This is a genomic window from Kitasatospora sp. NPDC127111 (assembly GCF_042677465.1).
Lineage (GTDB): Bacteria > Actinomycetota > Actinomycetes > Streptomycetales > Streptomycetaceae > Kitasatospora.
In genome coordinates this window covers 1-22,036 of the sequence record NZ_JBHXTG010000033.1, presented here as the reverse complement: position 1 = coordinate 22,036, position 22,036 = coordinate 1, and the positions used below count along the sequence as shown (strand labels likewise).

At 73.0% G+C, this 22,036-nt stretch carries 20 protein-coding genes and 1 tRNA gene; 3 read left to right on the top strand and 18 right to left on the bottom strand.

The features are described from left to right. Positions 1–88: 88 nt before the first annotated feature. The 13 genes from hpnH to ACFVHB_RS20760 all read right to left on the bottom strand — a co-directional run bounded on the left by hpnH (position 89) and on the right by ACFVHB_RS20760 (position 14,394). Positions 89–1,114 carry an adenosyl-hopene transferase HpnH gene (gene hpnH / locus ACFVHB_RS20820; protein WP_380324031.1) on the bottom strand — a complete coding sequence of 342 codons (1,026 nt, stop codon included), beginning with the start codon at positions 1,112–1,114 and terminating at the stop codon, positions 89–91. 2 nt (positions 1,115–1,116) lie between these two features. Continuing rightward, positions 1,117–1,809, bottom strand: coding sequence for a 1-hydroxy-2-methyl-2-butenyl 4-diphosphate reductase (locus ACFVHB_RS20815; RefSeq protein ID WP_380324028.1), 693 nt, complete (start codon positions 1,807–1,809; stop codon positions 1,117–1,119). Beyond that, on the bottom strand, positions 1,806–3,893 hold the full coding sequence (shc, locus tag ACFVHB_RS20810) for a squalene--hopene cyclase (protein ID WP_380324025.1): 2,088 nt from the start codon (positions 3,891–3,893) through the stop codon (positions 1,806–1,808). Before shc ends, ACFVHB_RS20815 begins: the two co-directional genes overlap by 4 nt. A gap of 7 nt (positions 3,894–3,900) precedes the next feature. After that, entirely contained in the window at positions 3,901–4,989 is a 1,089-nt protein-coding gene (locus tag ACFVHB_RS20805) for a polyprenyl synthetase family protein (RefSeq protein WP_380324022.1), read from the bottom strand. 137 nt (positions 4,990–5,126) lie between these two features. Further along, on the bottom strand, positions 5,127–6,560 hold the full coding sequence (gene hpnE / locus ACFVHB_RS20800) for a hydroxysqualene dehydroxylase HpnE (protein ID WP_380324019.1): 1,434 nt from the start codon (positions 6,558–6,560) through the stop codon (positions 5,127–5,129). Between the two features lie 136 nt (positions 6,561–6,696). After that, positions 6,697–7,554, bottom strand: coding sequence for a presqualene diphosphate synthase HpnD (hpnD, locus tag ACFVHB_RS20795; protein ID WP_380324172.1), 858 nt, complete (start codon positions 7,552–7,554; stop codon positions 6,697–6,699). A 41-nt stretch (positions 7,555–7,595) separates the two neighbouring features. Then, entirely contained in the window at positions 7,596–8,564 is a 969-nt protein-coding gene (hpnC, locus tag ACFVHB_RS20790) for a squalene synthase HpnC (RefSeq protein WP_380324016.1), read from the bottom strand. Between the two features lie 351 nt (positions 8,565–8,915). After that, on the bottom strand, positions 8,916–9,725 hold the full coding sequence (locus ACFVHB_RS20785; RefSeq protein WP_380324013.1) for an ABC transporter ATP-binding protein: 810 nt from the start codon (positions 9,723–9,725) through the stop codon (positions 8,916–8,918). Then, positions 9,718–10,659 (bottom strand): ABC transporter permease, encoded by a 942-nt coding sequence (locus ACFVHB_RS20780; protein WP_380324010.1) that lies wholly within the window; start codon positions 10,657–10,659, stop codon positions 9,718–9,720. Before ACFVHB_RS20780 ends, ACFVHB_RS20785 begins: the two co-directional genes overlap by 8 nt. A gap of 187 nt (positions 10,660–10,846) precedes the next feature. Further along, positions 10,847–11,692, bottom strand: coding sequence for a glycosyltransferase family 2 protein (locus ACFVHB_RS20775; protein ID WP_380324169.1), 846 nt, complete (start codon positions 11,690–11,692; stop codon positions 10,847–10,849). 68 nt (positions 11,693–11,760) lie between these two features. After that, the gene (locus ACFVHB_RS20770; protein ID WP_380324166.1) at positions 11,761–12,498 is read right to left on the bottom strand and encodes a CDP-alcohol phosphatidyltransferase family protein; all 738 of its coding nucleotides are present in this window, start codon (positions 12,496–12,498) and stop codon (positions 11,761–11,763) included. Positions 12,499–12,589: 91 nt separating this feature from the next. Continuing rightward, the gene (locus ACFVHB_RS20765; RefSeq protein WP_380324007.1) at positions 12,590–13,651 is read right to left on the bottom strand and encodes an iron-containing alcohol dehydrogenase family protein; all 1,062 of its coding nucleotides are present in this window, start codon (positions 13,649–13,651) and stop codon (positions 12,590–12,592) included. Then, positions 13,639–14,394 carry a sugar phosphate nucleotidyltransferase gene (locus ACFVHB_RS20760; RefSeq protein ID WP_380324004.1) on the bottom strand — a complete coding sequence of 252 codons (756 nt, stop codon included), beginning with the start codon at positions 14,392–14,394 and terminating at the stop codon, positions 13,639–13,641. Before ACFVHB_RS20760 ends, ACFVHB_RS20765 begins: the two co-directional genes overlap by 13 nt. A gap of 441 nt (positions 14,395–14,835) precedes the next feature. Between ACFVHB_RS20760 and idi the strand changes: the two genes are divergently transcribed. Then, positions 14,836–15,486 (top strand): isopentenyl-diphosphate Delta-isomerase, encoded by a 651-nt coding sequence (gene idi / locus ACFVHB_RS20755; RefSeq protein WP_380324001.1) that lies wholly within the window; start codon positions 14,836–14,838, stop codon positions 15,484–15,486. A gap of 25 nt (positions 15,487–15,511) precedes the next feature. Here the strand turns inward: idi and ACFVHB_RS20750 are convergent, their stop codons facing one another. Then, positions 15,512–16,012: an ATP-binding protein gene (locus ACFVHB_RS20750; protein ID WP_380324163.1), complete on the bottom strand. Its 501-nt coding sequence runs from the start codon at positions 16,010–16,012 to the stop codon at positions 15,512–15,514. A gap of 336 nt (positions 16,013–16,348) precedes the next feature. Between ACFVHB_RS20750 and ACFVHB_RS20745 the strand changes: the two genes are divergently transcribed. Together ACFVHB_RS20745 and ACFVHB_RS20740 are read left to right on the top strand one after the other, a co-directional pair. Continuing rightward, positions 16,349–16,433: transfer RNA gene (locus ACFVHB_RS20745), tRNA-Leu, on the top strand. A 264-nt stretch (positions 16,434–16,697) separates the two neighbouring features. Further along, the gene (locus ACFVHB_RS20740; RefSeq protein WP_380323998.1) at positions 16,698–18,422 is read left to right on the top strand and encodes an APC family permease; all 1,725 of its coding nucleotides are present in this window, start codon (positions 16,698–16,700) and stop codon (positions 18,420–18,422) included. Between the two features lie 121 nt (positions 18,423–18,543). Here the strand turns inward: ACFVHB_RS20740 and ACFVHB_RS20735 are convergent, their stop codons facing one another. The 4 genes from ACFVHB_RS20735 to ACFVHB_RS20720 all read right to left on the bottom strand — a co-directional run. Continuing rightward, positions 18,544–19,533, bottom strand: a complete 990-nt coding sequence (locus tag ACFVHB_RS20735; protein WP_380323995.1) for a class I SAM-dependent methyltransferase — start codon at positions 19,531–19,533, stop codon at positions 18,544–18,546. A gap of 324 nt (positions 19,534–19,857) precedes the next feature. Beyond that, positions 19,858–20,646 (bottom strand): hypothetical protein, encoded by a 789-nt coding sequence (locus ACFVHB_RS20730; RefSeq protein ID WP_380323992.1) that lies wholly within the window; start codon positions 20,644–20,646, stop codon positions 19,858–19,860. A 19-nt stretch (positions 20,647–20,665) separates the two neighbouring features. Then, positions 20,666–21,628 (bottom strand): hypothetical protein, encoded by a 963-nt coding sequence (locus tag ACFVHB_RS20725; RefSeq protein WP_380323989.1) that lies wholly within the window; start codon positions 21,626–21,628, stop codon positions 20,666–20,668. 105 nt (positions 21,629–21,733) lie between these two features. Beyond that, on the bottom strand, positions 21,734–22,036 hold a 303-nt coding region (locus ACFVHB_RS20720; protein ID WP_380323986.1), incomplete at its 5' end, for a pirin-like C-terminal cupin domain-containing protein.

Sequence of the window (22,036 nt, the reverse complement as noted above, 5' to 3'; positions counted from 1 at the left end):
TCACCTCACGACTCGGAGCGGTGCGGTGGTGCCCCCCTGTGGCGGGTCGCCCGGCACAGGGGCTGCTCCCGTGCCGGGCGGGACGTGCTCAGTGGCCGCGGTTGGCGTTGACGGTCTCGGTGATCGCGCGCAGCGACTCCTTGAGGGAGCCCATGGTGGCGAGGACGGCGGTCGGCTCGTAGCCGCAGTGCGCCATGCAGTTGGCGCAGCGGGCGTCCTTGCCGCGGCCGTACTTGGACCAGTCGGTCTTCTCGATCAGTTCGCGGTAGGTGGGGACGTAGCCGTCGGCCATCAGGTAGCAGGGGCGTTGCCAGCCGAACAGCGAGTAGTTGGGGATGCCCCAGGCGGTGCACTCGAAGTCGACCTTGCCCTCCAGGAAGTCCAGGAAGAGCGGGCTGTGGTTGAGCCGCCAGCGCCGCCGGTTGCCGCCGGCGAAGGTCTTGCGGAACAGGTCCCTGGTCTGGTCGACGCCGAGGAAGTGCTCCTGGTCGGGTGCCTTCTCGTAGGCGAACGCCGGGGAGATCATCATCTCGTCCACCTTGAGCTCGTCGTTCAGGTAGTCGAGCACGTCGATGATGGTCTGCGGGGTGTCGGTGTTGAAGAAGGTGGAGTTGGTGGTCACCCGGAAGCCCCGGCGCTTGGCCTCCTTGATCGCCTCGACGGCCTCGTCGAAGGTGCCCTCCTTGGCCACCGAGGCGTCGTGCCGCTCGCGCAGCCCGTCGATGTGCACGGTGAACGTGAAGTAGGGCGAGGGCTTGAACCGGTCCAGCTTCTTGCGCAGCAGCAGCGCGTTGGTGCAGAGGAAGACGTACTTGCGGCGCTCGACCAGCTGCCGCACGATCTCGTCGATCTGCGGGTGCATGAGCGGCTCGCCGCCGGCGATCGAGACCATCGGAGCGCCGGACTCCAGCACCGCGCCGACCGCCTGGGCGACCGGCATCCGCTGCTTCAGCACGCCCGCCGGGTGCTGGATCTTGCCGCACCCCTCGCAGGCCAGGTTGCAGGCGAAGAGCGGTTCCAGTTCGACGATCAGCGGGAACTTGTCCCGCCGCTTGAGCTTCTGCTGCATGAGGTAGGTGCCGACCCGCACGGTCTGGCGCAACGGCATGGCCATGGCTAGCTCGCCTCCTGGGGGAGCGTCGAGGATGTGGGGTGGTGCCGGGTGCCGGCCACCGGGCCGCCGCGGCCCGGCCGGTTCCGTTCGTGCCAGTCGACCAGGGCGGGCACGGTGGCCCGCAGGGTGCGCCAGGCCCGGACGCCGGCCGGCAGGGTGCCCGGGCGCAGCAGCTCGTGCTCGGGGGTGTCGACGACGACCCGCAGGACGGCCGCGGGCAGGGCTGGGCGGAGTTCGTGCAGGGCGGCGAGCACCGCGGCGGCCTCCATGTCCACCGCGAGTGCGCCCTGCAGGTGGAGGGCGCGCCGTTCCAGGCCGCGCACCACGTGGTCGGCGGTGTGGTGCACTCCGGAGTGGGCGGTCAGGCCGCGCAGTCGGAGGGCCCGGGTGAGCTCCGGTCCCGAGTCGACGGGGAAGAGGTTCCCCTCGGCGTCGCGCACCCCGTTCGCGACGATCACGTCGCCGGGCGTCATTCCCGGTGCGACGGCCGCCCCGAAGCCGGCCACCACGACGGCGCCGTAGCCGCCGGGGGCCGAGGTGAGCAGCCGTCGGACGGCGTGCGCGGCCCGCCGCCGGCCGACCCCGGTGCGGACGAGCACCGGCGGGCCGCCGGCCGCGCCGCGCCAGTCCCCTCCGCGCAGGGCCCAGACCTCGGGGCCGAGCGCGCAGAGGACCAGCAGCGGGGCACGGTTCACCGGGCCGCCCCGATCGCCGGGGTGCTGGTCTCCCGGCCGGTGGCCGGGCTGCCGTGCAGGTACCGGCCGAGCGCGGTGACCGGGAAGACCAGCCGGTACAGGTGGTAGTTGATGGAGAAGTCCCACGGGAAGCCGGTGCCGGTGAACTGCGGCTCGTCCCAGGTGCCCTCGGGCAGCTGGGTGCGGACCAGCCAGTCGACGCCGCCCTCGACCGCCGGGTTGGCCCGGCCGTCCGGGCCCTCGCCGGCCGCGAGCAGCGCCATCAGCGCCCAGGCGGTCTGCGAGGCGGTGGAGTCGCCGCGCCCGGCCCAGCGGGCCGGATCCTCGTAGGAGCGCATGTCCTCGCCCCAGCCGCCGTCGGTGTTCTGCCGGTCCTCCAGCCAGCGGACGGCGCGGCGCACCGCCGGGTGCTCGTCCGGGACGCCGGCCGCGACCAGGGCGGGCAGCACCGAGCCGGTGCCGTAGATGTAGTTGGTGCCCCAGCGGCCGAACCAGGAGCCGTCGGCCTCCTGGTTGCGCAGCAGCCACTCGACGCCGCGGCGGGTGCGCGGGTCCTTGGCCTTGCCGACCTCGGCGAGCATCTCCACCACGTGGGCGGTGACGTCGGCGGAGGGCGGGTCGACCACCTCGCCGAAGTCGCAGAACGGCAGCTTGTTGGGCAGGGTGCTGGTGTTGTCGACGTCGAACGCGCCCCAGGCACCGTTCTTGGACTGCATGCCGAGGTTCCAGCCGACGCCGCGGTCGACCGCGCCGCCGACCTTGGCGGGGTCGGGGTGGGCGACCCGGCACAGCGCGAGCACCACCTCGGCGGTGTCGTCGATGTCCGGGTAGGTGTCGTTCTCGAACTCGAAGGCCCAGCCGCCGGGGGCGAGCGAGGGCCGCCGGACGGACCAGTCGCCACGGCGGGTGATCTCCTCGCCGAGCATCCAGTCGACGGCCGAGACCAGCGCGGGGTGGTCGGCGGGCAGGCCGGCGTCGACCAGGGCGATGGTGGCCAGGCAGGTGTCCCAGACCGGGGACTGGCAGGCCTCCAGCCAGCGCCGGCCGTCCTCGGTGTGCACGGTGAAGCGGTCGAAGGAGGAGAGCCCGGCCTGCATCACCGGGTGGTCGAGCTCGTAGCCTTCGAGGTGCAGGGCGATCAGCGAGTAGACGGCGGGCGGCTGGATACCGCCCCAGCAGCCGTCCGCCTCCTGCCGTTCGACGATCCAGCGGCAGGCCTGGGCGACGGCGAGCCGGCGCAGCGGGCGCAGTGCCCGGCGGTGGTAGGCGTGCAGCACCTTGTCCAGGCGTTCGAAGATGCCGTCCCAGGTGGTGGCGGGGGCGAGGGGGCGCTCGGGGAAGGGCCGGTCCGGGTCGGTGTGCAGCTCGGTGAGCGGGAAGGGCGCGTGGCGGACGGGGCGGTGGGCCGAGACGATGGTCAGCGGCACGATGGTCTGGCGGGCCCAGCACCCGAAGGCGTAGATGTTCAGCGGGAGCCACTTGGGCAGGAAGATGATCTCGGGCGGCATCTCGGGCAGCCGTTCCCAGGGCCACCAGCCGAACAGGGCGAGCCAGATCCGGGTGAAGACCCGGGCGGCCGCGATGCCGCCGGCGGAGCGGACGTAGCGGGCGGCGGCGAGCATGTGCGGGGCGTTCGGGTCGTCGCCGGCCAGTTTGAGGGCGACGTACGCCTCGACGGTGGTGGAGAGTTCGGCCGGGCCGCCGTGGAAGGTGGCCCAGGTGCCGTCCTCGCGCTGCTGGGAGCGGATCCACTCGGCGGTGGCCTTGGTCTGCTCCTCCGTCCGGATGCCGAGGAACTGTCGGAGCAGTAAGTCCTCGGCGTCCATGGTGACGTTGGTTTCGAGGTCGCCCTTCCACCAGCCCTCGGAGCTCTGCAAGGAGAGCAGGTGGGTGGTGGCGCGGGCCAGTGCCTCCTCGGCGGAGGCGGGCCCGGTCTTCGGTCGGTCCCGGCCGTCGGGGCCGGGCGCTCCGGGCCCTTCGGGCTGCCACCGCCCGGCGCTCAGCAGCGCCGGGGGGCGGTCGCCCACCGCGACCGGCTCGGAATCGTACTCAGGGTCGAGCCGGCCGTCCGCGGTTGCTGTCAACGTAACGTCACCTCTCTCGTACCACCACGAATTCGGCGAGTGCGACGAAGTGCTCGCGCACCGCGTCGGACATGGGCACCTCGTCCAGGGCGGCGAGGGCAGTCGTGTGCTGGCGGCGGGCCTCCTCCTGGGTCCAGGCGCGGCCTCCGGCCTCCTCGATCAGGGCGGCGCGGGCGGCGAGCTCGGGCTCGCTCTCCTCGCCGCGTCCCTTCGGGTCGGCCAGCTGTTCGGCGAGCCGCCGGGAGGCGCCGCCGCCCTCGGCGAGGGCGGCGGCGACCGGCAGGGACTTCTTGCGCTGGCGCAGGTCGCCCCAGTGCGGCTTGCCGGTGACCTCGGTGGCACCCCAGATCCCGAGCAGGTCGTCCACCGCCTGGAAGGCCAGGCCCAGGTGGTGGCCGTAGCGCTGGAGGGCCCCCGACACCCGGTCGTCGGCGCCGGCCAGGACGGCGCCGATGGCGGAGGCGGCGGCGAGCAGGGCGGCGGTCTTGCCGCCCTCCATCTCCAGGCATTCGGCGACGGTGACGCTGTCCCGCTGCTCGAAGGCGACGTCCATGGCCTGGCCGTCGATGAGCCCGCGGGTGGCGGTGGTGAGCAACCGGACGGCACGCGCGGCGTCGGTGGCGCTCGCCACGCCGGTCACCCCGGCGTCGAGGAGCACCTCCGTACCGAGCGTCGCCAGGGCATCGCCGACCAGGATCGCCTGGGCCGGACCGAAGACCGTCCAGGCGGTGGCCCGGTGCCGTCTGGTCTCGTCACCGTCCATCAGATCATCATGGAGGAGGGAGAAGTTGTGCACCAGTTCAACAGCGACCCCACCGGGCACTCCGGCCTCCGCCGGGGCGCCGACGGCCTGGGCGGAGAGCAGCGCCAGGGCCGGGCGGACGGCCTTGCCGCCGTCCCCCGCGACCGGCGTGCCGTTCCGGTCGATCCAGCCGAAGTGGTAGGCCGCGACGGTGTCCATCGGTGCGGCCAAACGGGCGACGGCGGCCTTCAGCGGCGGGGTGCAGAGCGTGCGGCTGCGGTTGAGCAGCTCCGGCACCGAGACCGGTGCGGCGTGCGCCGTGCCTCCGACGGCAGTGCCGGTGCGTGACTCCACGTGCGTTCCCTCTCCCTGGTGGTGCCGGGCCGCACGGGACGGCCGGGCGCTTGCGATGTCGATGAGACCGGTACGGCCGGCCTGGCCGGCGTCGGGGCCGGCGGCTCTCGCGGGGTCGCCGACGGCGGGGCCCTGCGTCACCTGGGCCACCTCCCGTCGCCGTGGTCCACCGGGAGCCTGGTGCCGGCGCCGGCGAGCGCCGCGTCGGCCGCGGCGTGGCCGCTGCGCACGGCACCTTCCATGGTCGCGGGCCATCCGGTGGCCGTCCACGCGCCGGCCAGCAGCAGGCCGGGGACGTTCGTCCGGGCGGACGGGCGCAGCGCGGCGGTGCCCGGGGCCGGGTCGAAGGTGGCGGTGCGCTCGCGGGTGACGAAGAAGTCCAGCACCTCGGCCCGGCCGGCGGCGGGCAGCAACCGGGCCAGTTCCGGCAGGTAGCGGCGGCGCAGCTCGGCGACCGGCAGGTCGATCTCGTCCTGGACGGCGGACTGCGAGAGCGCCAGGTACTGGGCGTCCGGGTGGGCCTCGCCCAGCCCGGTGCCGGCCAGGCCGGAGTGCGCGGTGCGGTCGAAGACCCACTGCACCGGCGAGCCGAGCGCGGCGAAGAAGGGCTTGCGCAGCACCTTGCGGTCGTAGACCACGTGCACGTTGAGGATCGGCGCGGTGCCGAACCCGGCGAGCCGCCGCTGCCCCTCGACGGCGTCCGGCGGCAGCAGGGCGGCGGCGGTGTCCTGGGCGCCGGCCAGCACGACGGTGTCGGCGGTGAGCAGTTCGTCGCCCTCCAGCCGGACGGCGTGCTGCGGGGCGGCGGGCTTGAGCTCGGTCACCCGGGCGCGCAGCAGCACCTTCACGCCGGCGCGCTCCAGCTCGGCGAGCGCCCGGTCGTGGTGGATGGTGCCGAGCGGGACGGCGGCCATGCCGATGTCGGAGGCGCCCGGGTCGGAGAGCAGGCCGGTCTTGAAGACCATCGCGGCCAGCGCCAGTGACACCTGCTCGGCGCGGGCGTTCAGGGTGGCGACGCCGACGAGGTCCCACAGCGCGGCGACGGTGCGCTCGTTCTGCCCGTTGCGGCGCAGCCAGGCGCCGAAGGAGACGGCGTCCAGCGCCGGGTCGGCGAGGTCGAGACCCTTGAGGGCGAGCGCGCCGCGGACCACCCGGGCCCGGTCGGCCGGGCCCAGGTGCGGGTAGCGGGCCAGGCTGCCGGCCAGGTGCAGCGGGACGGGCAGGCCGGCCCTGCGGAGCCGGCCGAGCGTGCGCACCGGGGCCGCGTCGGGCCCGGACACGCCGAGCACCGGCACGTCGAGCCGGTCCTGGAGGTGGACCAGCCGGCTCGCGCCGAGCCGGTCGAGCAGGCCGCGGTAGGCGGTGCAGCAGCGCAGGTAGACGTGCTGGCCGTTGTCGACGGTCAGCTCGCCGCGCTGGAAGGAGAAGGCCAGCCCGCCCAGCCGGGGGCGGCCCTCGGCCAGGGTGACCCGGTGGCCGGCCTCGGCCAGCCGCAGCGCGGCGGTGATGCCCGCCAGGCCGCCGCCGACCACGACGGAGGCCGGGCGCGCGGCATCGGCTCGCCCGGTCATCGGCCCTCCCCCTCGTGTCCGGCACCCGGTCCGGCCGGGGCGCTCGTGGTCGACGTCGTGCCCATCCTGGTGGACAACACGGGCCCACCCAGCAGTGATTCCCCGCTGACACAGCGTGACAGAACTGCGGCGAGAATCAAGAACGCCCCCCGGCGAGCCCGGAAAGCGCCACGTACGCCTTCTCCCAGCCCGGCAGCGAGACGCGGCCGCGCAGCACCGACTCCGGATCGGCGGCGATCCGGCCGAGCAGCCGGTGGTAGATGCCGGCCATCGCCGCGGTGCAGGCCCGGCTGCGGCGGTCCAGCATCGGCAGCAGCCGCAGGCCCTCCTCGAAGGCCGCCTGGGCGCGGGCGGCCTCGAAGGCCACCAGACCGGTGAAGTCCGCGCCGGCCGGCGGCCTCGGCAGCGCGAAGCCCTGCTCGCAGCCGAACCGGGCGAGGTCCTCGGCGGGCAGGTACGTCCGGCCGTTCAGGGCGTCCTCGCGCAGGTCGCGCAGGATGTTGGTGAGCTGCAGGGCCAGGCCCAGGGTGTCGGCGTAGTGCGCGCCGCGCTCCGGGTCCTCGCAGCCGTAGACGCCGAGCGACAGCCGGCCGATCGCGCCCGCGACGCACCGGCAGTAGACCTTGAGCTCCTCGTACGTCTGGTACTCGGCGCCCTTGAGGTCCATCTCGACGCCGTCGATCAGCTCGTCGAAGCCGCCGAGCGGGATCGGGAAGCGCCGGGCGGCGTCCGCCAGGGCGACCTTGATCGGGTCGGTGTCGTCCTCGGCGACCGCTCCGGCGCGGATCTCGTCCAGCAGCTCGCGGGTGCGCAGCAGCGCCTCGGCCTTGCGGTCGGCGGGGAGCTCCCCGTCGCCGATGTCGTCGACCCGGCGGGCCAGGGCGTACAGGGCCGACATGGCCAGCCGCTTCGGCTCCGGCAGCAGGCGGATGCCGTAGCTGAAGTTGCGGGCCTGCAGTCCGGTGACTGCCTCGCAGTACCGGTACGCCGCCATGACCTGCGCCGACGCCAGTGGTGATGCCGCCACTCGGGCGTTCACCTTCCCTTCGCGAAGATGGCCGCCGCCTTCGCTGCGAGGCGGCGCTTGTCGGGCTTCGCCCGCTGGGCGAGCACGTCGTACCCGGCGGCCTCGATGGCCGCCAGGGCCGCGTACCCGCCGGCGGTGAATCCCGCCAGGAGCAGTCGAAGCCTCCCCCGAACCGTACCTACCAATGGCGCGCCGCGGTCGAGCAGGGTGCGGGCCCGGGCGGCCTCGAAGGCGACCAGCTCACGGACGGCGCCGTCGGCGCTCGGGGCGGCGAGGTCCGCTTCGGTGACGCCGAACCGGTCCAGGTCCTCGGCGGGGAGGTAGATCCGGCCGCGGGCGAGGTCCTCGGCCACGTCCTGGAGGTGCTCGACCACCTGGAGAGCGCTGCACACCGCGTCGGAGAGCTCGATCCGCTCCGGGGCCGCGCAGCCGGCGATGGCCAGCACCAGGCGGCCGACCGGGTCGGCGGAGAGCGTGCAGTAGCCGATCAGGTCCTCGTAGGTGGCGTAGCGGGCGGTGGTCTGGTCCACCCGGTTGGCCTCGATCAGACGGCGGAACGGCTCGGGGGTCAGCGCCCGCCGGTCCACCAGCGGGACGAGGGCGCGCATCAGCGGGTGGCGGGGGGCCTCGGCGGCGCCGGGGTGCAGGACCGCCTCGAACACCCGGTCGAGGTCCCGCTCCAGGCCGTCGAGCAGGGCGAGCCGGAAGGCGACCTCGGCCGGACCGGGCGGGCCGGGCTGGGCCGAAGGAGTGGCCGAGGGGTCGGATCCGGCGGCCGGCGGCCGTTCGGCGACCCCGAGCAGACCGGCGGTGCCGGCCGGGTCGGCCAGGTCGCCGTCGCCGGCGTCGTCCACCAGGCGCGCGAAGCCGTAGACCGCCATCAGGTCGTCGCGCCAGGCGGCGGGCAGGAAGAACGGGGCGACCGGGAAGTTCTCCGCGCTCGCCTTGTCCAGGGTCGCCCCCGCCGAACGGTCCACGGGTTCACTGCTGGGCTGGGCCGAAGCCGACACTGAAGTCACTCCCCCGTTCTACACCGCTCCCTGCGACCACCCCGAGTCGGACACGCGTCCGATACCGGGAGTCCCGTCCGACACACCACCCCCGCGCCTTACAGCCTGGCACCACCGGCCGCGCCGGAGAAGGCCGCCCCGCCCGGCGCGCGGGGCACTCACCCGCGCAGCGGCGGGCCACCCGGGGTACCGCGGGGGCGCCCGGCTCGGCCGCGCGGGCCGGGGGCACCCGGCAGGGGTTCAACGGCGGGGGGCGACGCGCGGAGGGGCCGGTACCGGGCAGTCCCGGTACCGGCCCCTCCGCGCGTCGCCCGGGGGCTACGGCCGCTCGCCGCGCTCGTAACGGCCCACGACCTCCTCGGTCGGACCGTCCATGACCAGCTCGCCGGCCTCGATCCAGATGGTCCGCTCGCAGACCTCGCGGATCGAGTTGTTGTCGTGGCTGACCAGGAAGACCGTACCGGCGGAGCCCCGCAGCTCGTCGATCCGCCGCTTGCTGCGCTGCTGGAACGCCTGGTCGCCGGTGGCCAGCGCCTCGTCGATGAGCAGCACGTCGTGGGTCTTCGCCGCGGCGATGGAGAACCGCAGGCGGGCGCCCATGCCGGAGGAGTAGGTGCGCATCGGCAGGGAGATGAAGTCGCCCTTGTCGTTGATGCCGGAGAAGTCGACGATCTCCTGGTAGCGCGCCTTCACCTGGGCGGGGGTCATCCCCATCGCCAGGCAGCCGAGGATGACGTTGCGCTCACCGGTGAGCTCGTTCATCAGCGCGGCGTTGACGCCCAGCAGCGAGGGCTGGCCGTTGGTGTAGATGCCGCCCTTCTCGGTCGGCAGCAGGCCGGCGATGGCCGCCAGCATGGTCGACTTGCCGGAGCCGTTGGAGCCGATCAGGCCGATCGCCTCGCCCTTGTACGCGGTGAAGCTGATGCCCTTCACCGCGTGCACCTCGCGCACGCCGGCGCCGCGCTTGCGGCTGATGATGCGGCTCATCGCGGAGGTGGCGCTGCCCTTGCCCGAGCCGGCGCCGTGCACCCGGTAGACGATGTGCACGTCGTCGACGACCACGGTGGGCTCGCGGGCGACGTCGGTGTCCTGCACGGACAGGCTCTTTCCCAGGTCGGTGTCAGCCACGGCCGTACTCCTCCTCGGCCTTCCAGAAGAAGACGAATCCGATGACGAACATCCCGACCGCCCAGCCGATGCCGTAGAGCCACTGGTGCGGCGGGAGCACCTGGTGCTGGGGGATGTGCTTGTTGTAGATGACCGGCGCGAAGGCGTGCCGGAGCAGGTCCATGTAGACCGACGCCGGGTTGAGCTGCATCACCTTCTGCCAGAGCGGCGGCCAGCCGTTGATCTTGTCCTGGATGCTGAACATCACGCCGGACAGGAACATCCAGGCGCGCATCGCGAACGGGATCAGCTGGGAGATGTCGCTGGTCTTGGAGCCGATCCGCGCCATGACCAGGGCCACGCCGGTGTTGAACATCGACTGCAGGAGCAGCGCCGGGATCACCGCCAGCCAGGTCCGGCCCGGGGCGATGCCGCTGGCCAGCACGACACCGACCAGGACGACCATCGAGATCAGCAGCTGCTGGAGCTGGATCACGGTGAAGGCGATCGGCAGCGAGGCCCGGGGGAAGTGCAGGGCGCGGATCAGCCCGAGGTTGTCGGAGATCGCCCGGGTACCGGACTGCACCGCGTTCTGGGTGAACTGGAAGACGAAGACGCCGATGCAGAGCCAGGCGGTGTAGGTGCCCTCAGGGAACCCGTCCTTGCTCTTCAGGATCACACCGAAGACCAGGTAGAACACCGCGCAGTTCAGCAGCGGGGTCACGACCTGCCAGAGCTGGCCGAGCTTGGCGTCGGTGTACTGGGCCACCAGGCGGGCGGTGGCGAAGGCCCAGATGAAGTGACGCCGGGCCCACAGCTGCTTGGTGTAGGCGAACAGGCCGGGCCGTCTGCCGCTGACCGCCAGACCGTACTTGTCCGCAAGCTGCTTGGGGGTCAGGCCCGCGTCCGCCCCCCTCGGGGCTGAGAGGCTGACGGGTTCACTCACTGTCGACACATTCGTCCTTCGCGCGGGATCGGGTCGGGGCGGGCCGGTCGGCGGGGGTCCGCCGGCCTTGCGCCGATGGGGATCCACTGGGATCACGGGGGAGTCCGGCCGGTGTGTGGTCACCGGCCGCAGCGATCGGCCGACCGTACGGCTGTACGACCGGTCCGATCGTCCGGCCGTACGGTCATCGAACAGGTCAGATGACCGGTGGCCGGCCCAGCCTGGTCAGTCGCCAAACGGTACGCCATCGCATGGGCCGCCGCGTACCGCAGGGTTCGCGCCAGCCCGCCCGGAACCCGCCCCACCAGGCCTTCAGCGCCTCGGGGGAGGGGCGGCGGGCCAGGGTCAGCAGGAACCAGGTTCCCAGATAGAGAGGCACGAACAGGGCCGGAAGGTTCCGTCGGGCGAGCCACACCCTGTTGCGGGCCACGTTGTGGAAGTACGAGGCGTGCCGGGCGGGCGAGGTGGTGGGGTGGTGCAGCACCACGTCCGCCCGGTAGTCGATGGCCCAGCCGGCGTCCAGCGCGCGCCAGGCGAGGTCGGTCTCCTCGTGCGCGTAGAAGAACTCGGCGGGCAGCTGCCCGGCCTGCTCGAACACCGTGCAGCGCACGGCGCTGGCGCCGCCCAGGAAGGTGGTCACCCGGGAGGAGCGCAGCGGGTCGCTGGCGCGCAGCCGGGGGACGTGCCGGCGCTGGGTGACGCCGGTGTCCGGGTCGGCGATCCGGAAGCTGACGATGCCCAGCTCCGGGTCGGCGCTGAAGGCCTCGCGCAGCAGGCGGGCCGAGTCGGTGCGCGGCAGGTGGCCGTCGTCGTCCAGGAAGAGGACGGCGTCGACGTCCTTGCCGTCCCGGCCGAAGAGCTCGATGCCGACGTTGCGGCCGCCCGGGATGCCGAGGTTCTCCGGCAGCTCGACGGCGCGCACGTCCGCCGGCAGCGGCGGCAGCGGGGCGCCGTTGGCGACCACGGCCAGCTCGACGGCGGGCCCCTCCTGGGCGCGGACCGACTCGATCAGCGCGTTCAGCTCGGCCGGGCGGTTGCCCATGGTGATGATGACCGCGCCGAGCCGGAAGGTGTCGGCGGCCCCGGTCCTGGTGTCCCCGGTCACGGCGCTCACCGGAGCCTGCTGGAGAGGACGATGCTCAGCAGGTGCAGCACGGTCTGCAGCATGGCGATCGCGGCCAGCACGACCACCGCGAGCCGGGTGAACAGCAGTCCGCCGTGCACGGCGTCCGCGACGCCCGCGGCCAGGATGAACAGCGAGGCCTCGACCGCGCCGACCAGCCGGTGGAACTTGAGCAGCGACGCCACCCGGCGGGCCTTGGCGACCCCGGCCGAGCGCGGCACCGAGGCGCTGTCCTCGACCGCCGTCATGCCGCTGCGGGCACGGGCCACGTCGACCAGGTCGGTCTCGGACTTGATCAGGATGGCGCCGAGCGCGGCCAGCGTGCCGAGGAAGGCCCACTCCCAGTGGGAGCCGCCGCCCTCGCGGTGCGGCAGGTCGGTGGCGCGCAGGCCGAGGCCGGTCAGCAGGGCCGCCTCGGACATGTAGTGGCCGACCCGGTCCAGGTAGACGCCGGTGAGCGAGGTCTGCCGGCGCCAGCGGGCCACCTCGCCGTCCACGCAGTCCAGCAGCAGGTAGACCTGGATGAGCAGGGCCCCGAGGACCGCGCCGGTCAGGCCGGGGACGACCAGGGCGGCACCGGCGAGGATGCCGGTGAACATCATCAGGTAGGTCAGGCCGTTGGGCGTGATCGCCGTCATGGTGGAGAGCACGCGGGTGATCCGCAGCGAGATCTTCCGCATGTAGAGGCGGCCCGCCCAGTGCTCGGCGCTGCGGCGCTGGAGCATGCCCTCCGGGTGGATCACCGCGCGCAGTTCCTCGATCGAGGGGCGGCGGGTCAGGTCCACCGGGGCCGGGGAGGGGCCCTTCGTGGACGGCTCAGCTGTTGACGGCTTGGACATAGTCGGCGTACGCGTCCCTGATTGCGGAAGGGGAGAGGTCGAGGTGCTCAAGGATGGTGAAGCGACCCGGACGGGTGTTCGGAGCGTAGTGCACCGCTTCGGTGAACTCCGCTTCGCTGAACCCGATCTGAGCTGCGGTCACCGGCAGTCCGTGGCGCGCCAGGCGCTCCACGATCAGACCGGTCAGCTCGCGTTCGCCCCGCAGGAAGCTGGCGAAGGCCGCCCCGAGGCCGACCTGTTCGCCGTGCTGGGCGGACCGCTTGGGGTACAGCACGTCCAGGGCATGCGAGATCTCGTGGCAGGCGCCCGAGGAGGGCCGGGTGCTGCCCGCGATGTTCATCGCGATGCCGGACAGTACCAGGGCTTCCGCGAGTGCGGTGAGGAGGTCCTGATCCTGGAGGTTTCCTGGGTGCCGCAGCAGGTTCTCGCCCGCCGAACGGGCCATCGCGACGGCCAGTCCGTCCACCCGTTCACCGGTCTCGGCCTGCGACAGCTCCCAGTCGGCGCACGCCGAGATGTTGGAGATGACGTCGCCGATGCCGGCTGCCACGAAGCGCGGCGGGGCCTGCCGGATCACGTCCAGGTCGACCACGATGCCGATCGGGCTGGGCACCCCGTAGGAGCCCCGGCCGGCGTCGTTGTCGAGGGTGGAGACGGGCGAGCAGATGCCGTCGTGGGCGAGGTTGGTGGCGACCGCGACCAGCGGCAGGCCGACCCGGGCGGCGGCGTACTTGGCGGCGTCGATGATCTTGCCGCCGCCGAGCGCCACGACGGTGTCGTAGTGCCCGCCGCGCATCTCCTCGGCCAGCCGGACCGCGCTGTCGAGGCTGCCGTCGTCGACGTTGTACCAGTCGGCGCCGGGCAGCGCCGGCTCCAGTCGCCGGCGCAGCACCTCGCCGGAGCCGTTGCTGATCGCCACGGCGATCCGGCCCGACGCGGAGAGCCGCTGGTCCGCGAGGATGCCGCCGAGGGCGTCCAGCGCCCCCGAGCGGACCTCCACGAAGACCGGCGACGGCACCAGCCGGGTCAGTACTGGCACGCGATCTCCCGCGCCTTCGCCAGGTCGTCGTGGTTGTCGACCTCGACCCAGGAGACCTCGCCGATCGGCTGGACGTCGATCCGCAGGCCGCGGTTGACCATCTCCTGGTAGCCGTCCTCGTAGTACAGCTGCGGGTCGCGCTCGTAGGTGGCGCGCAGCGCGTCGGTGAGGTCGGCGGCGGCGGCGGGGTTGATCACGGTCACGCCGATGTACTCGCCGCTGGCCTCGACCGGGTCCATCAGCTTGGTGATGCGGCGCATGCCGGCGGCCGGGTCGACGACGACCTTCATCTCCTCGTCGGCGAGCTTCTTCACCGTGTCGAGGGCGAGCAGGATGCCCGGGGCGTTGCCCTCGGCGGTCAGCCGGGCGTTGCCCTCCAGCATGGTGCGCTGGACGGAGGCCGGGTGGACGGTGTCACCGTTGGCGAGCAGCAGGCCCTCGGCGAAGAGCTCGCGGGCGCACCAGAGGGAGTAGGCGTTGTTCCACTCCTCGGCCTTGTCGTTCTCGACCAGGGTGAGCTTGACCCCGTACTTCCGCTCCAGCGCGCTCTTGCGGTCGTACACCGCCTCCTTGCGGTAGCCGACGACGATCGCCGCCTCGCGCAGGCCGACCTCGGCGAAGTTGCCGAGCGTGAGGTCCAGGACGGTCCGCTCCCCGTCGACCGGCACCAGCGCCTTGGGCAGGGTGTCGGTGTACGGGCGCAGTCGGCGGCCGGCGCCGGCTGCCAGAACGAGGCCGATCATGCGGGGTCTCCTGATCCGTCGTGCTGTGCGCTGCCGCCGACGGTCGCGGTGGCGCGCCGATACCGGCGAGGATGCGGGCACCGTGTCCTAAGTGATGGTAGGCGACCACGGCGACCAGCCCGAACGCGGCCGGGCGCGGGCGGCGGGCCGCCGGAGCGGGCCGGGCCCCGCGGTGCGGGCGGCGGGCGGGGCGCGGGCGGCGGTCGTGGGGAAGGGGTGCGGCCCGGGGTGGCGGTTCCGCCGCGCGGACCCGCCGGATCGAACGCGCGCCGAACGGTTTCCGAACGGATCTGCTAGCCCGACGCCCATTCCGACGACAGGAACGGCCCGGGAACGGTCATGATCCGCCCGGTTGTGCGTGGGACCCCTGTGCACCGCCACCCGTACGGCACACTGGGGCACGACGCCACCGGTGCTCCGATCGCCCCCGAAAGAGGCCTCATGCCCCAGAGTCTGCCGACCAACCCGACGCACTTCACCTCCGAGATCGACACCGGTCTCGACGTGGAGACCGACGTGACGGCCGACCTCCGGGCCACGGCCGGCGCCTCCGCGCCCGAGATCCTGCTCGAGCTCGTCGACGACGAGGGCGTCACGATCGGCACCGCCGAGAAGCTCTGGGCCCACCAGCAGCCGGGGCGGCTGCACCGGGCGTTCTCGGTCTTCCTCTTCGACCGGCAGGGCCGGCTGCTGCTCCAGCGCCGCGCCCTGGGCAAGTACCACTCCCCCGGCGTCTGGTCGAACACCTGCTGCGGCCACCCCTACCCCGACGAGCCGCCGTTCGTCGCCGCCGCCCGGCGCACCGCGGAGGAGCTGGGCGTCGCACCGGCGCTGCTCTGCGAGGCCGGCACCGTCCGCTACGACCTGCCGGACGAGGCCTCCGGCCTGATCGAGCGGGAGTGGAACCACCTCTTCGTCGGCCTGGTCACCGCGGACGTGCAGCCGGATCCGGACGAGGTGGACGACTTCGCCTTCGTCACCGCGGAGGAGTTGCGCGAGCTGGAGGCGGAGCGGCCGTTCTCGGTGTGGTTCCGGACGGTCTTCGAGGCGGCGCTGCCGGGCATCCGGGAGATCGCCGGCCGCGACTGGTAGGCGGGGGCGGGCGGGAGCACCGCTGCTAGGGCCGGGTCCGGCGGTCCGCCTCCTCCCGGGGGACGGGCAGCGAGGCCCAGATGACCTTGCCGCCCTCCCCCGTCCGCTCCACGTCGCAGACCCCGCCGGCCTGCAGCGTCACGCTCTTCACCAGCAGCAGCCCCCGCCCGCCGGTCCGCCCGGTGTCGCTCTCCAGCGCCTTCGGCCGGTACGGGTCGCCGTCCTCGACCGAGACCCGCACCCAGCCGTCGCGGACCGCCAGCTCGGTGGTCACCTCCGGGGACTTCTCGGCGGCGTGCGTCACGGCGTTGCTCACCAGCTCGGAGACGATCAGCAGCACGTCGTCCACCAGCTCCTGGTACCGCACCCCGGCCATGCCCTGGGCCAGCAGCCGGTCCCGCACCGCGTGCCTGGTCCGGGGCACCGACGCCTCCGCCGCCGGCACCGCGAACCGCCACACGCCCTCCACCGGCCCGGCCCCGCGCCGTCTCGGCCCGGCCTCCGCCGACTCGCTGATCTGCTCCAGCTCCACGTCCAGCCGCCCTTCGTCCGCGACCCCGGGAATCAGGCGTTCCGCTCATGGCGCCCTCGGTCCACAGAGGCTAGGAGAGCTGCCCCCGGCGCCGTGGCACCGTCGACAACTTGACCGTGTCGGATCGGTCCCGGCCGCTTCCGATCGCGCGACGGTCACAACCCGACCGGTTCCCGTCCCTGAAGCACCACTTCGCTCACCCTCGCGATGCATCCCCGTCACCCCGGTGATCCCCGCCGGGGAAACGCAGGTGAGAAGCACTCCAGAACCCTGGTAATGTTCTCTCTGTCGCCGAGGGGTCGAGAGAAAAGCCCCCGGAGCACACACCCCGTCCGGGTGGCGGAATGGCAGACGCGCTAGCTTGAGGTGCTAGTGCCCTTTATCGGGCGTGGGGGTTCAAGTCCCCCCTCGGACACCGGTAATTCCCCGTGGGAACTCGAAAGAGATCCCACGGGGAATTTCTTTTTTTTCCCCGCTTTCCATCGTCAGGTCGCACCGCACGCGCCGCACTCGCCCCGCCGGGACCGGCCCTGAGCTGCTCAGACCTGCTCAGACCCGGGGGCTCGCGAGTCCGATAGTCGGACACGAGATGGCAACGATCGAACGATCTGAGCTTTATCTGAGGCTTTGGTCCGATTTCGCACCATAGCCTGCTGTGCGTTTATCCGGACACCGACCGATGTGGGGTCCGGACCCGGACGAAGCCACCGATGAGACGACAAGGACCGATACGTTGAGCGTGCCCGAGCCGGCGACGGCATCCCACCAGCACTACCGCCGCTCGCTCGGCACCATCAGCCTGACCGCCGTCGGGCTCGGCTCGATCATCGGGTCGGGCTGGCTGTTCGGCGCGGAGCGCGCCGCGCGGCTGGCCGGGCCGGCGTCGATCGTCGCCTGGGTGATCGGGGCCGCGGTCGCGCTGACCATCGCGCTGACCTACAGCGAGCTGGGCTCGATGTTCCCCAAGGCCGGCGGGATGGTGCGGTACGGCCAGTACTCGCACGGCTCCCTGGCCGGCTACCTGGCGGCCTGGGCCAACTGGATCGCGATCGTCTCGGTGATCCCCGGCGAGGCGACCGCCTCCGTCCAGTACATGAGCTCCTGGAAGTTCGGCTGGGCCAAGGACCTGTACGACGGCCAGGAACTGACCGTCAGCGGGGTCGCCCTGGCCAGCGTGCTGCTGGTCGGCTACTTCGCGCTGAACTGGTTCGCGATCACGCTGTTCGCCAAGACCAACACCGCGATCACCGTGTTCAAGGTGGTCGTCCCCACCCTCACGGCCGGCGCGCTGCTGCTGGCGCACTTCGACACCGCGCACTTCACCGACCACGGCGGCTTCGCGCCGAACGGCTGGAGCGCGGTGTTCACGGCGGTCGCCGTCTCCGGCATCGTCTGGGCGTTCAACGGCTTCCAGTCCCCGCTCAACCTGGCCGGCGAGGCCCGCAACCCCGGCAAGTCGCTGCCCAAGGCCGTCATCGGCTCGATCCTGATCGCGCTGGTGATCTACGTCGCGCTGCAGGTCGCCTTCCTCGGCGCCGTCCCGGCCGCCGACCTGGCGAACGGCTGGGGCGGCCTCGGCTACACCTCCCCGCTGGCCGACCTGTCGATCGCCTGGGGCCTGAACTGGCTGGCACTGCTGCTGTACGCGGACGCCTTCGTCTCCCCCAGCGGCACCGGCATGATCTACGCCGCCACCACCTCGCGCATGATCCACGGCGTGCAGGAGAACGGCCACCTGCCGTCGGTCTTCGGCCGGGTGGACGCCAAGACCGGCATCCCGCGCCCCGCCCTGCTGCTCAACCTGCTGATCGCCTTCCTCTTCCTCGCCGTCTTCCGCGGCTGGGGCTCGCTCGCCGAGATCGTCTCGGTCGCCACCGTGATCTCGTACATCACCGGCCCGGTCGCCGTGATGGCGCTGCGCCGCCTCGCCCCCGAGCTGCCGCGCCCGGTCCGGCTGCGCGCGATGCCGGTGATCGCCCCGGTCGCCATGGTCTTCGGCTCCCTGGTGCTCTACTGGGCCCGCTGGCCGCTGACCGGCAAGGTGATCCTGCTGATGGCCGCCGGCCTGCCGATCTGGGCCTGGTACGAGCTGCGCAAGCCGTTCGCCGAGCTGAAGCCGCACCTCAAGGCGGGTGCCTGGATGGTCGCCTACCTCTTCGTGATGGCCGCCGTCTCCTGGGCCGGCTCGACCGACTTCGGCGGCCAGGGTTACCTGCCGGAGGGCTGGGACCTGCTGGTCGTGGCCGCGATCGGCCTCGCCTTCTACTACTGGGGCGTCGCCAGCGCCTGGGCCAACCCGTCCCTGGCCGCGGTGAAGGACGAGCTCGCCGCCGAGGCCGGCGCCGAGACCGGGACCGAGGGCGCCGCGCTGCCGCGCCAGGCGGGCGAGGCCTCGCGGGTCTGAGCGGAGTACGTCGTGCGCGAGAGCGCCGGTCGGGGTCGCCCCGGCCGGCGCTCTCGCGTTGCCGCCGTCGTTCGGTGCCGGCCTGCGTACCGCCGGGCCGGCCCGATGCGGACCGGGCCGGTCAGCCCCGGCGGGCCCGGCGGATGGCGGAGGTGACGACCGGCGGGAGGAGGTCCCCCGCGACGCGCTTGGCCACGTTGGTCGGCCGCCGGCGCTCGGCGGCGCGGGCCCGGCGGACGGCGAGGTCCTCGGCGGCCGCCTCCTGGGCGCGCAGCGCCTCGCGACGGGACTCCTCGGCCTCACGGCGGGCGGACTCGGCGGCCAGCCGGTCGTGGTGGCGGGAGGGCCGGAACGGCGCGATGCCCTCCGAGTTGCCGCCGAGCCGCAGCACCTGCTGCCCGTTCAGGGTCTCCGTGGTGAGCTGGCAGCCCTCGGCCAGGCCGATCCGGTCCAGCAGGTCACGCTGGGCGGGCTCCGGGTCCCCCCAGGTCCCGTAGAACTTGCAGTCGGTGAGCACGATCGGCTTCAGCCCGTGGTTGAACACGGCCTCCCAGGTCGCGGCGGCCACGCCGGGCGTGTGCGCCGAACGGTAGTCGTCCAGGACCACCACGCCCTGGGGCTGGAGCGCCACCCGGGCCACCTGGAGGTCGCCCACCACGTGCTCGTACAGGTGCGAGGCGTCGATGTGGATGAACCGGAAGGCACCCGCCGGTATCCGGCCGCCGGCCAGGCTGGAGGTCGGCTCCTGGATGATCTCCGGCAGCTCCTGGTGGAACGACAGGTAGTTGTCCTCGAACGCGGACCGGGTCAGCGTCTTCCGGTAGGACATGTCCATCTCGGCGGCGTTCTCGTCGTCCGGGGCGTCCGAGTCGAAGAGGTCACAGACCGTGAACGTCTCGGCGGGCTGCAGGTGGCTGCCGATCACGATCGCGCTGCGCCCCAGGTAGGCGCCCATCTCCAGCAGGTCGCCGGTGACCCCCGCCTTCTCCTGGCGGGCGAGGAACCACTCGAAGAGGTGGCGGTCGTGGTCCCAGAACCACCCGGGGACGTCATCGAGCACAGCAGGCTCGGCGGGCCGGTGCTGCTCGGCGCTCAACGCGGCGTCGGTCACGAGGTTGCTCCTTACACGCTACGGACGACCATGGGGAACGTTCTCGAGGCACTGATGCAGGTCAGGAGGCCGGAGCCTCCCTCCCATCATCCGGAGCAGTGGTCGGTCCGGCACGGCGAAAGCCGATCGGACCCGTTGCCAACGCCGGCTCCGCGTGCCCGAGTGTGCTGCAATCTACCTCTCCCTGAACGAAGTTGAGGAGGTATTGCACAGAAAACATTCGCAGACCATCGATGCGTGGGCGGCGGCGGTCCGCGCACGGTCGGTGACGAGCCGGTGGGACCCCTGTGACCGGTGGGGCCTCCGGGCCGTGGACCGGGCCCCTCAGGCGCTCTCCGTGAGCCTCCTGGCGGCCGCCTCGGCGATCCGGGCGGTCCGGGCCGCGTCGCACTGCCGGCGCACCACCCGCCGGGCGGTGCCGTCGACCGGGCCGAGGACGACGTCCACCGGCCCGGGCACGGAGCGTCCCAGCACCACCGTGGCGGCCGGGGCGCCGCCGGGCAGGACGGTGGCGTGGAACTCGCCGGCCGCCAGGGTGTACGTCTCACCGCGCGTGCTGGTCCGCTCACCGAGCGCCTCCCAGCGCACCAGCCGCGGGGTCGGCCGGATCTCGTCCGCGCCGGCCGCGCTGCGCACCTCGTACGCGCGGTGGGTCGGCCGGTCCGGTTCGTCGTGCACCGTGACCCGCAGGTTGCCGACCCGCCCGTACAGCACGCTGCTCTTCAGCTCCCAACTGTGGCAGTGGATCTCCCGGGTGTCCGGGCCCGGACCGCGGCCCCCGGTGGTGCCCGGCCGGCCGGCGGCCGGGCCGAAGACGTGGACGCAGACCCCGAACACCCCGTCGCGCAGGACCGGCAGGCAGAAGAAGCCGAGCGGGTGGGCGACGGCCCGCACGGCTCTCGCGCCGGAGGCGACCTCGGCCAGGATCCCGCCGACCAGGCCGTCCAGGGCGGGCGCGGCGAGGGCGTCCCCCGCGGCCCGGTCGAGCGTCGCGTAGAGCTCCGGGGAGCGGTCGGCGGGAGCGGGAGTGGAAACGGGAGCGGGAGCGGGAGCCCGGCCGGGTGCGGACGCGGGGGTGCGGGGGTGCGGGAAGGACTGCAAGGGGTCGTCCATCGTCTTCTCCCTCCGGCGGCTACCTGCGGTACGGGTTCTCCGCGTGCAGCGCCCGGTCGATGATGTCGCCGACGTCCCCGTCCGAGAAGGCCGCCGGCAGCCGGATGCCCAGCTGCTCGAACAGCCGCCTGGCCTCGTCGACGGTCGGGTCGTCACTGAGCGGCTCGACGTCCCGGAGGTCGAGCTTGACCGCCTGTTCCCGGTAGTGGTGCAGCTCCGTGACGTAGTAGTCGTAGAGCGGCCGCCCCCGCTCGACGTAGAGGCTGACCCGCCGGGGATCGTCCTGGGTGATGATCAGGCAGGAGGCGGAGAGGTCGAACCGCAGGGCCGGGACGACGGACGAGAGGTGGACGTCGATCTCCAGCGTGTCGAGCCGCTGCCGGTACCAGGCGGCCGCGAACACCGTCGCGTACGACTCCTTGCGGGTCCGCTCCACGCTCCACCCACCGGCCTGCGCGCCGTCCGGCCGGTTGCCGAAGGTCTCCCGGAACCGCGAGTAGGCCGCGCAGGCCCGCTCGTCGCCGGGGTGCACGATGTCGATCTTGACGGTGAGCGACCGGCGCCGCCGCCGCGCCTCCCGGACGCACTCGGGCAGGGTGACCGCCCGCAGGTAGGTGCCGGTGCCGCCCTTGAACACCCAGCGGTCGGTGTCCAACCGTGCCCGCTCAAGCGCCCGTTCGAGTTCCACCCCGGCCAGTTCCCGCACCGAGGTCAGGTTGTCCAGCGCCTGCCGGGCGCCGGCCGTGGCCTCCCGGATGTCGGAGATCCGGCGCCGGCGCTCGGCGAGCGAGCCGTACACCACCGCCGCCAGCACCAGCAGGGTCGCGCCGGACACCACGTTGTCGCCGAGCCCGCCGCCGAACAGGTCGAGCAGCCCCACCGCCAGTGCCCCGCAGAAGGCGACCACGCCGTCGGAGTTCCGCAGCGCCCACGCGATCGCGTTCTCCAGCCGCCGCCCGGGACCCGCACCCCCGTCGGCCACCGCGCACCCCCTTCGTTCGCCGACCAACATGGTACGTGTGGCAGGCAGTTGACGACCAGACAGCCCGGTTTTTCGGGCCGCCCGGGCGCCTGTCCCCGGAGGACGTCAGCGGACGCGGCCGCGGGGTTTGAGGGGGGTGGCGGGGAGTTCGGGGGCGGGGAGGCGGTCGCCGTGGTAGCCGTGGACTTCGCCGAAGCGGGTGGTGGTCATCCAGTCGGTGCGGGCGCGGGCGATGTCGTCGTTGGTGCGGCCGATGAAGTTCCACCACATGACGAGGTGTTCGTCGAAGGGTTCGCCGCCGAGGAGGAGGAGTGTGGCGTCGGTGCGGGCGTGGAGGGGGAGTCGGCGGCGGTCGGTGCCGAGGTAGAGCATCGAGCCGGGTTCCAGGGGGACGCCGTCGACCTCGGT

Bases quoted from the DNA above. Each gene is read 5' to 3' on its own strand.
- idi (WP_380324001.1), top strand. From the start codon at position 14,836: ATGCCCCAGAGTCTGCCGACCAACCCGACGCACTTCACCTCCGAGATC.
- ACFVHB_RS20740 (WP_380323998.1), top strand. From the start codon at position 16,698: ATGTGGGGTCCGGACCCGGACGAAGCCACCGATGAGACGACAAGGACC.
- ACFVHB_RS20730 (WP_380323992.1), bottom strand. From the start codon at position 20,646: ATGGACGACCCCTTGCAGTCCTTCCCGCACCCCCGCACCCCCGCGTCC.
- hpnH (WP_380324031.1), bottom strand. From the start codon at position 1,114: ATGGCCATGCCGTTGCGCCAGACCGTGCGGGTCGGCACCTACCTCATG.
- hpnE (WP_380324019.1), bottom strand. From the start codon at position 6,560: ATGACCGGGCGAGCCGATGCCGCGCGCCCGGCCTCCGTCGTGGTCGGC.
- ACFVHB_RS20770 (WP_380324166.1), bottom strand. From the start codon at position 12,498: ATGCTCCAGCGCCGCAGCGCCGAGCACTGGGCGGGCCGCCTCTACATG.
- ACFVHB_RS20775 (WP_380324169.1), bottom strand. From the start codon at position 11,692: ATGGGCAACCGCCCGGCCGAGCTGAACGCGCTGATCGAGTCGGTCCGC.
- ACFVHB_RS20760 (WP_380324004.1), bottom strand. From the start codon at position 14,394: ATGATCGGCCTCGTTCTGGCAGCCGGCGCCGGCCGCCGACTGCGCCCG.
- hpnD (WP_380324172.1), bottom strand. From the start codon at position 7,554: ATGGCGGCGTACCGGTACTGCGAGGCAGTCACCGGACTGCAGGCCCGC.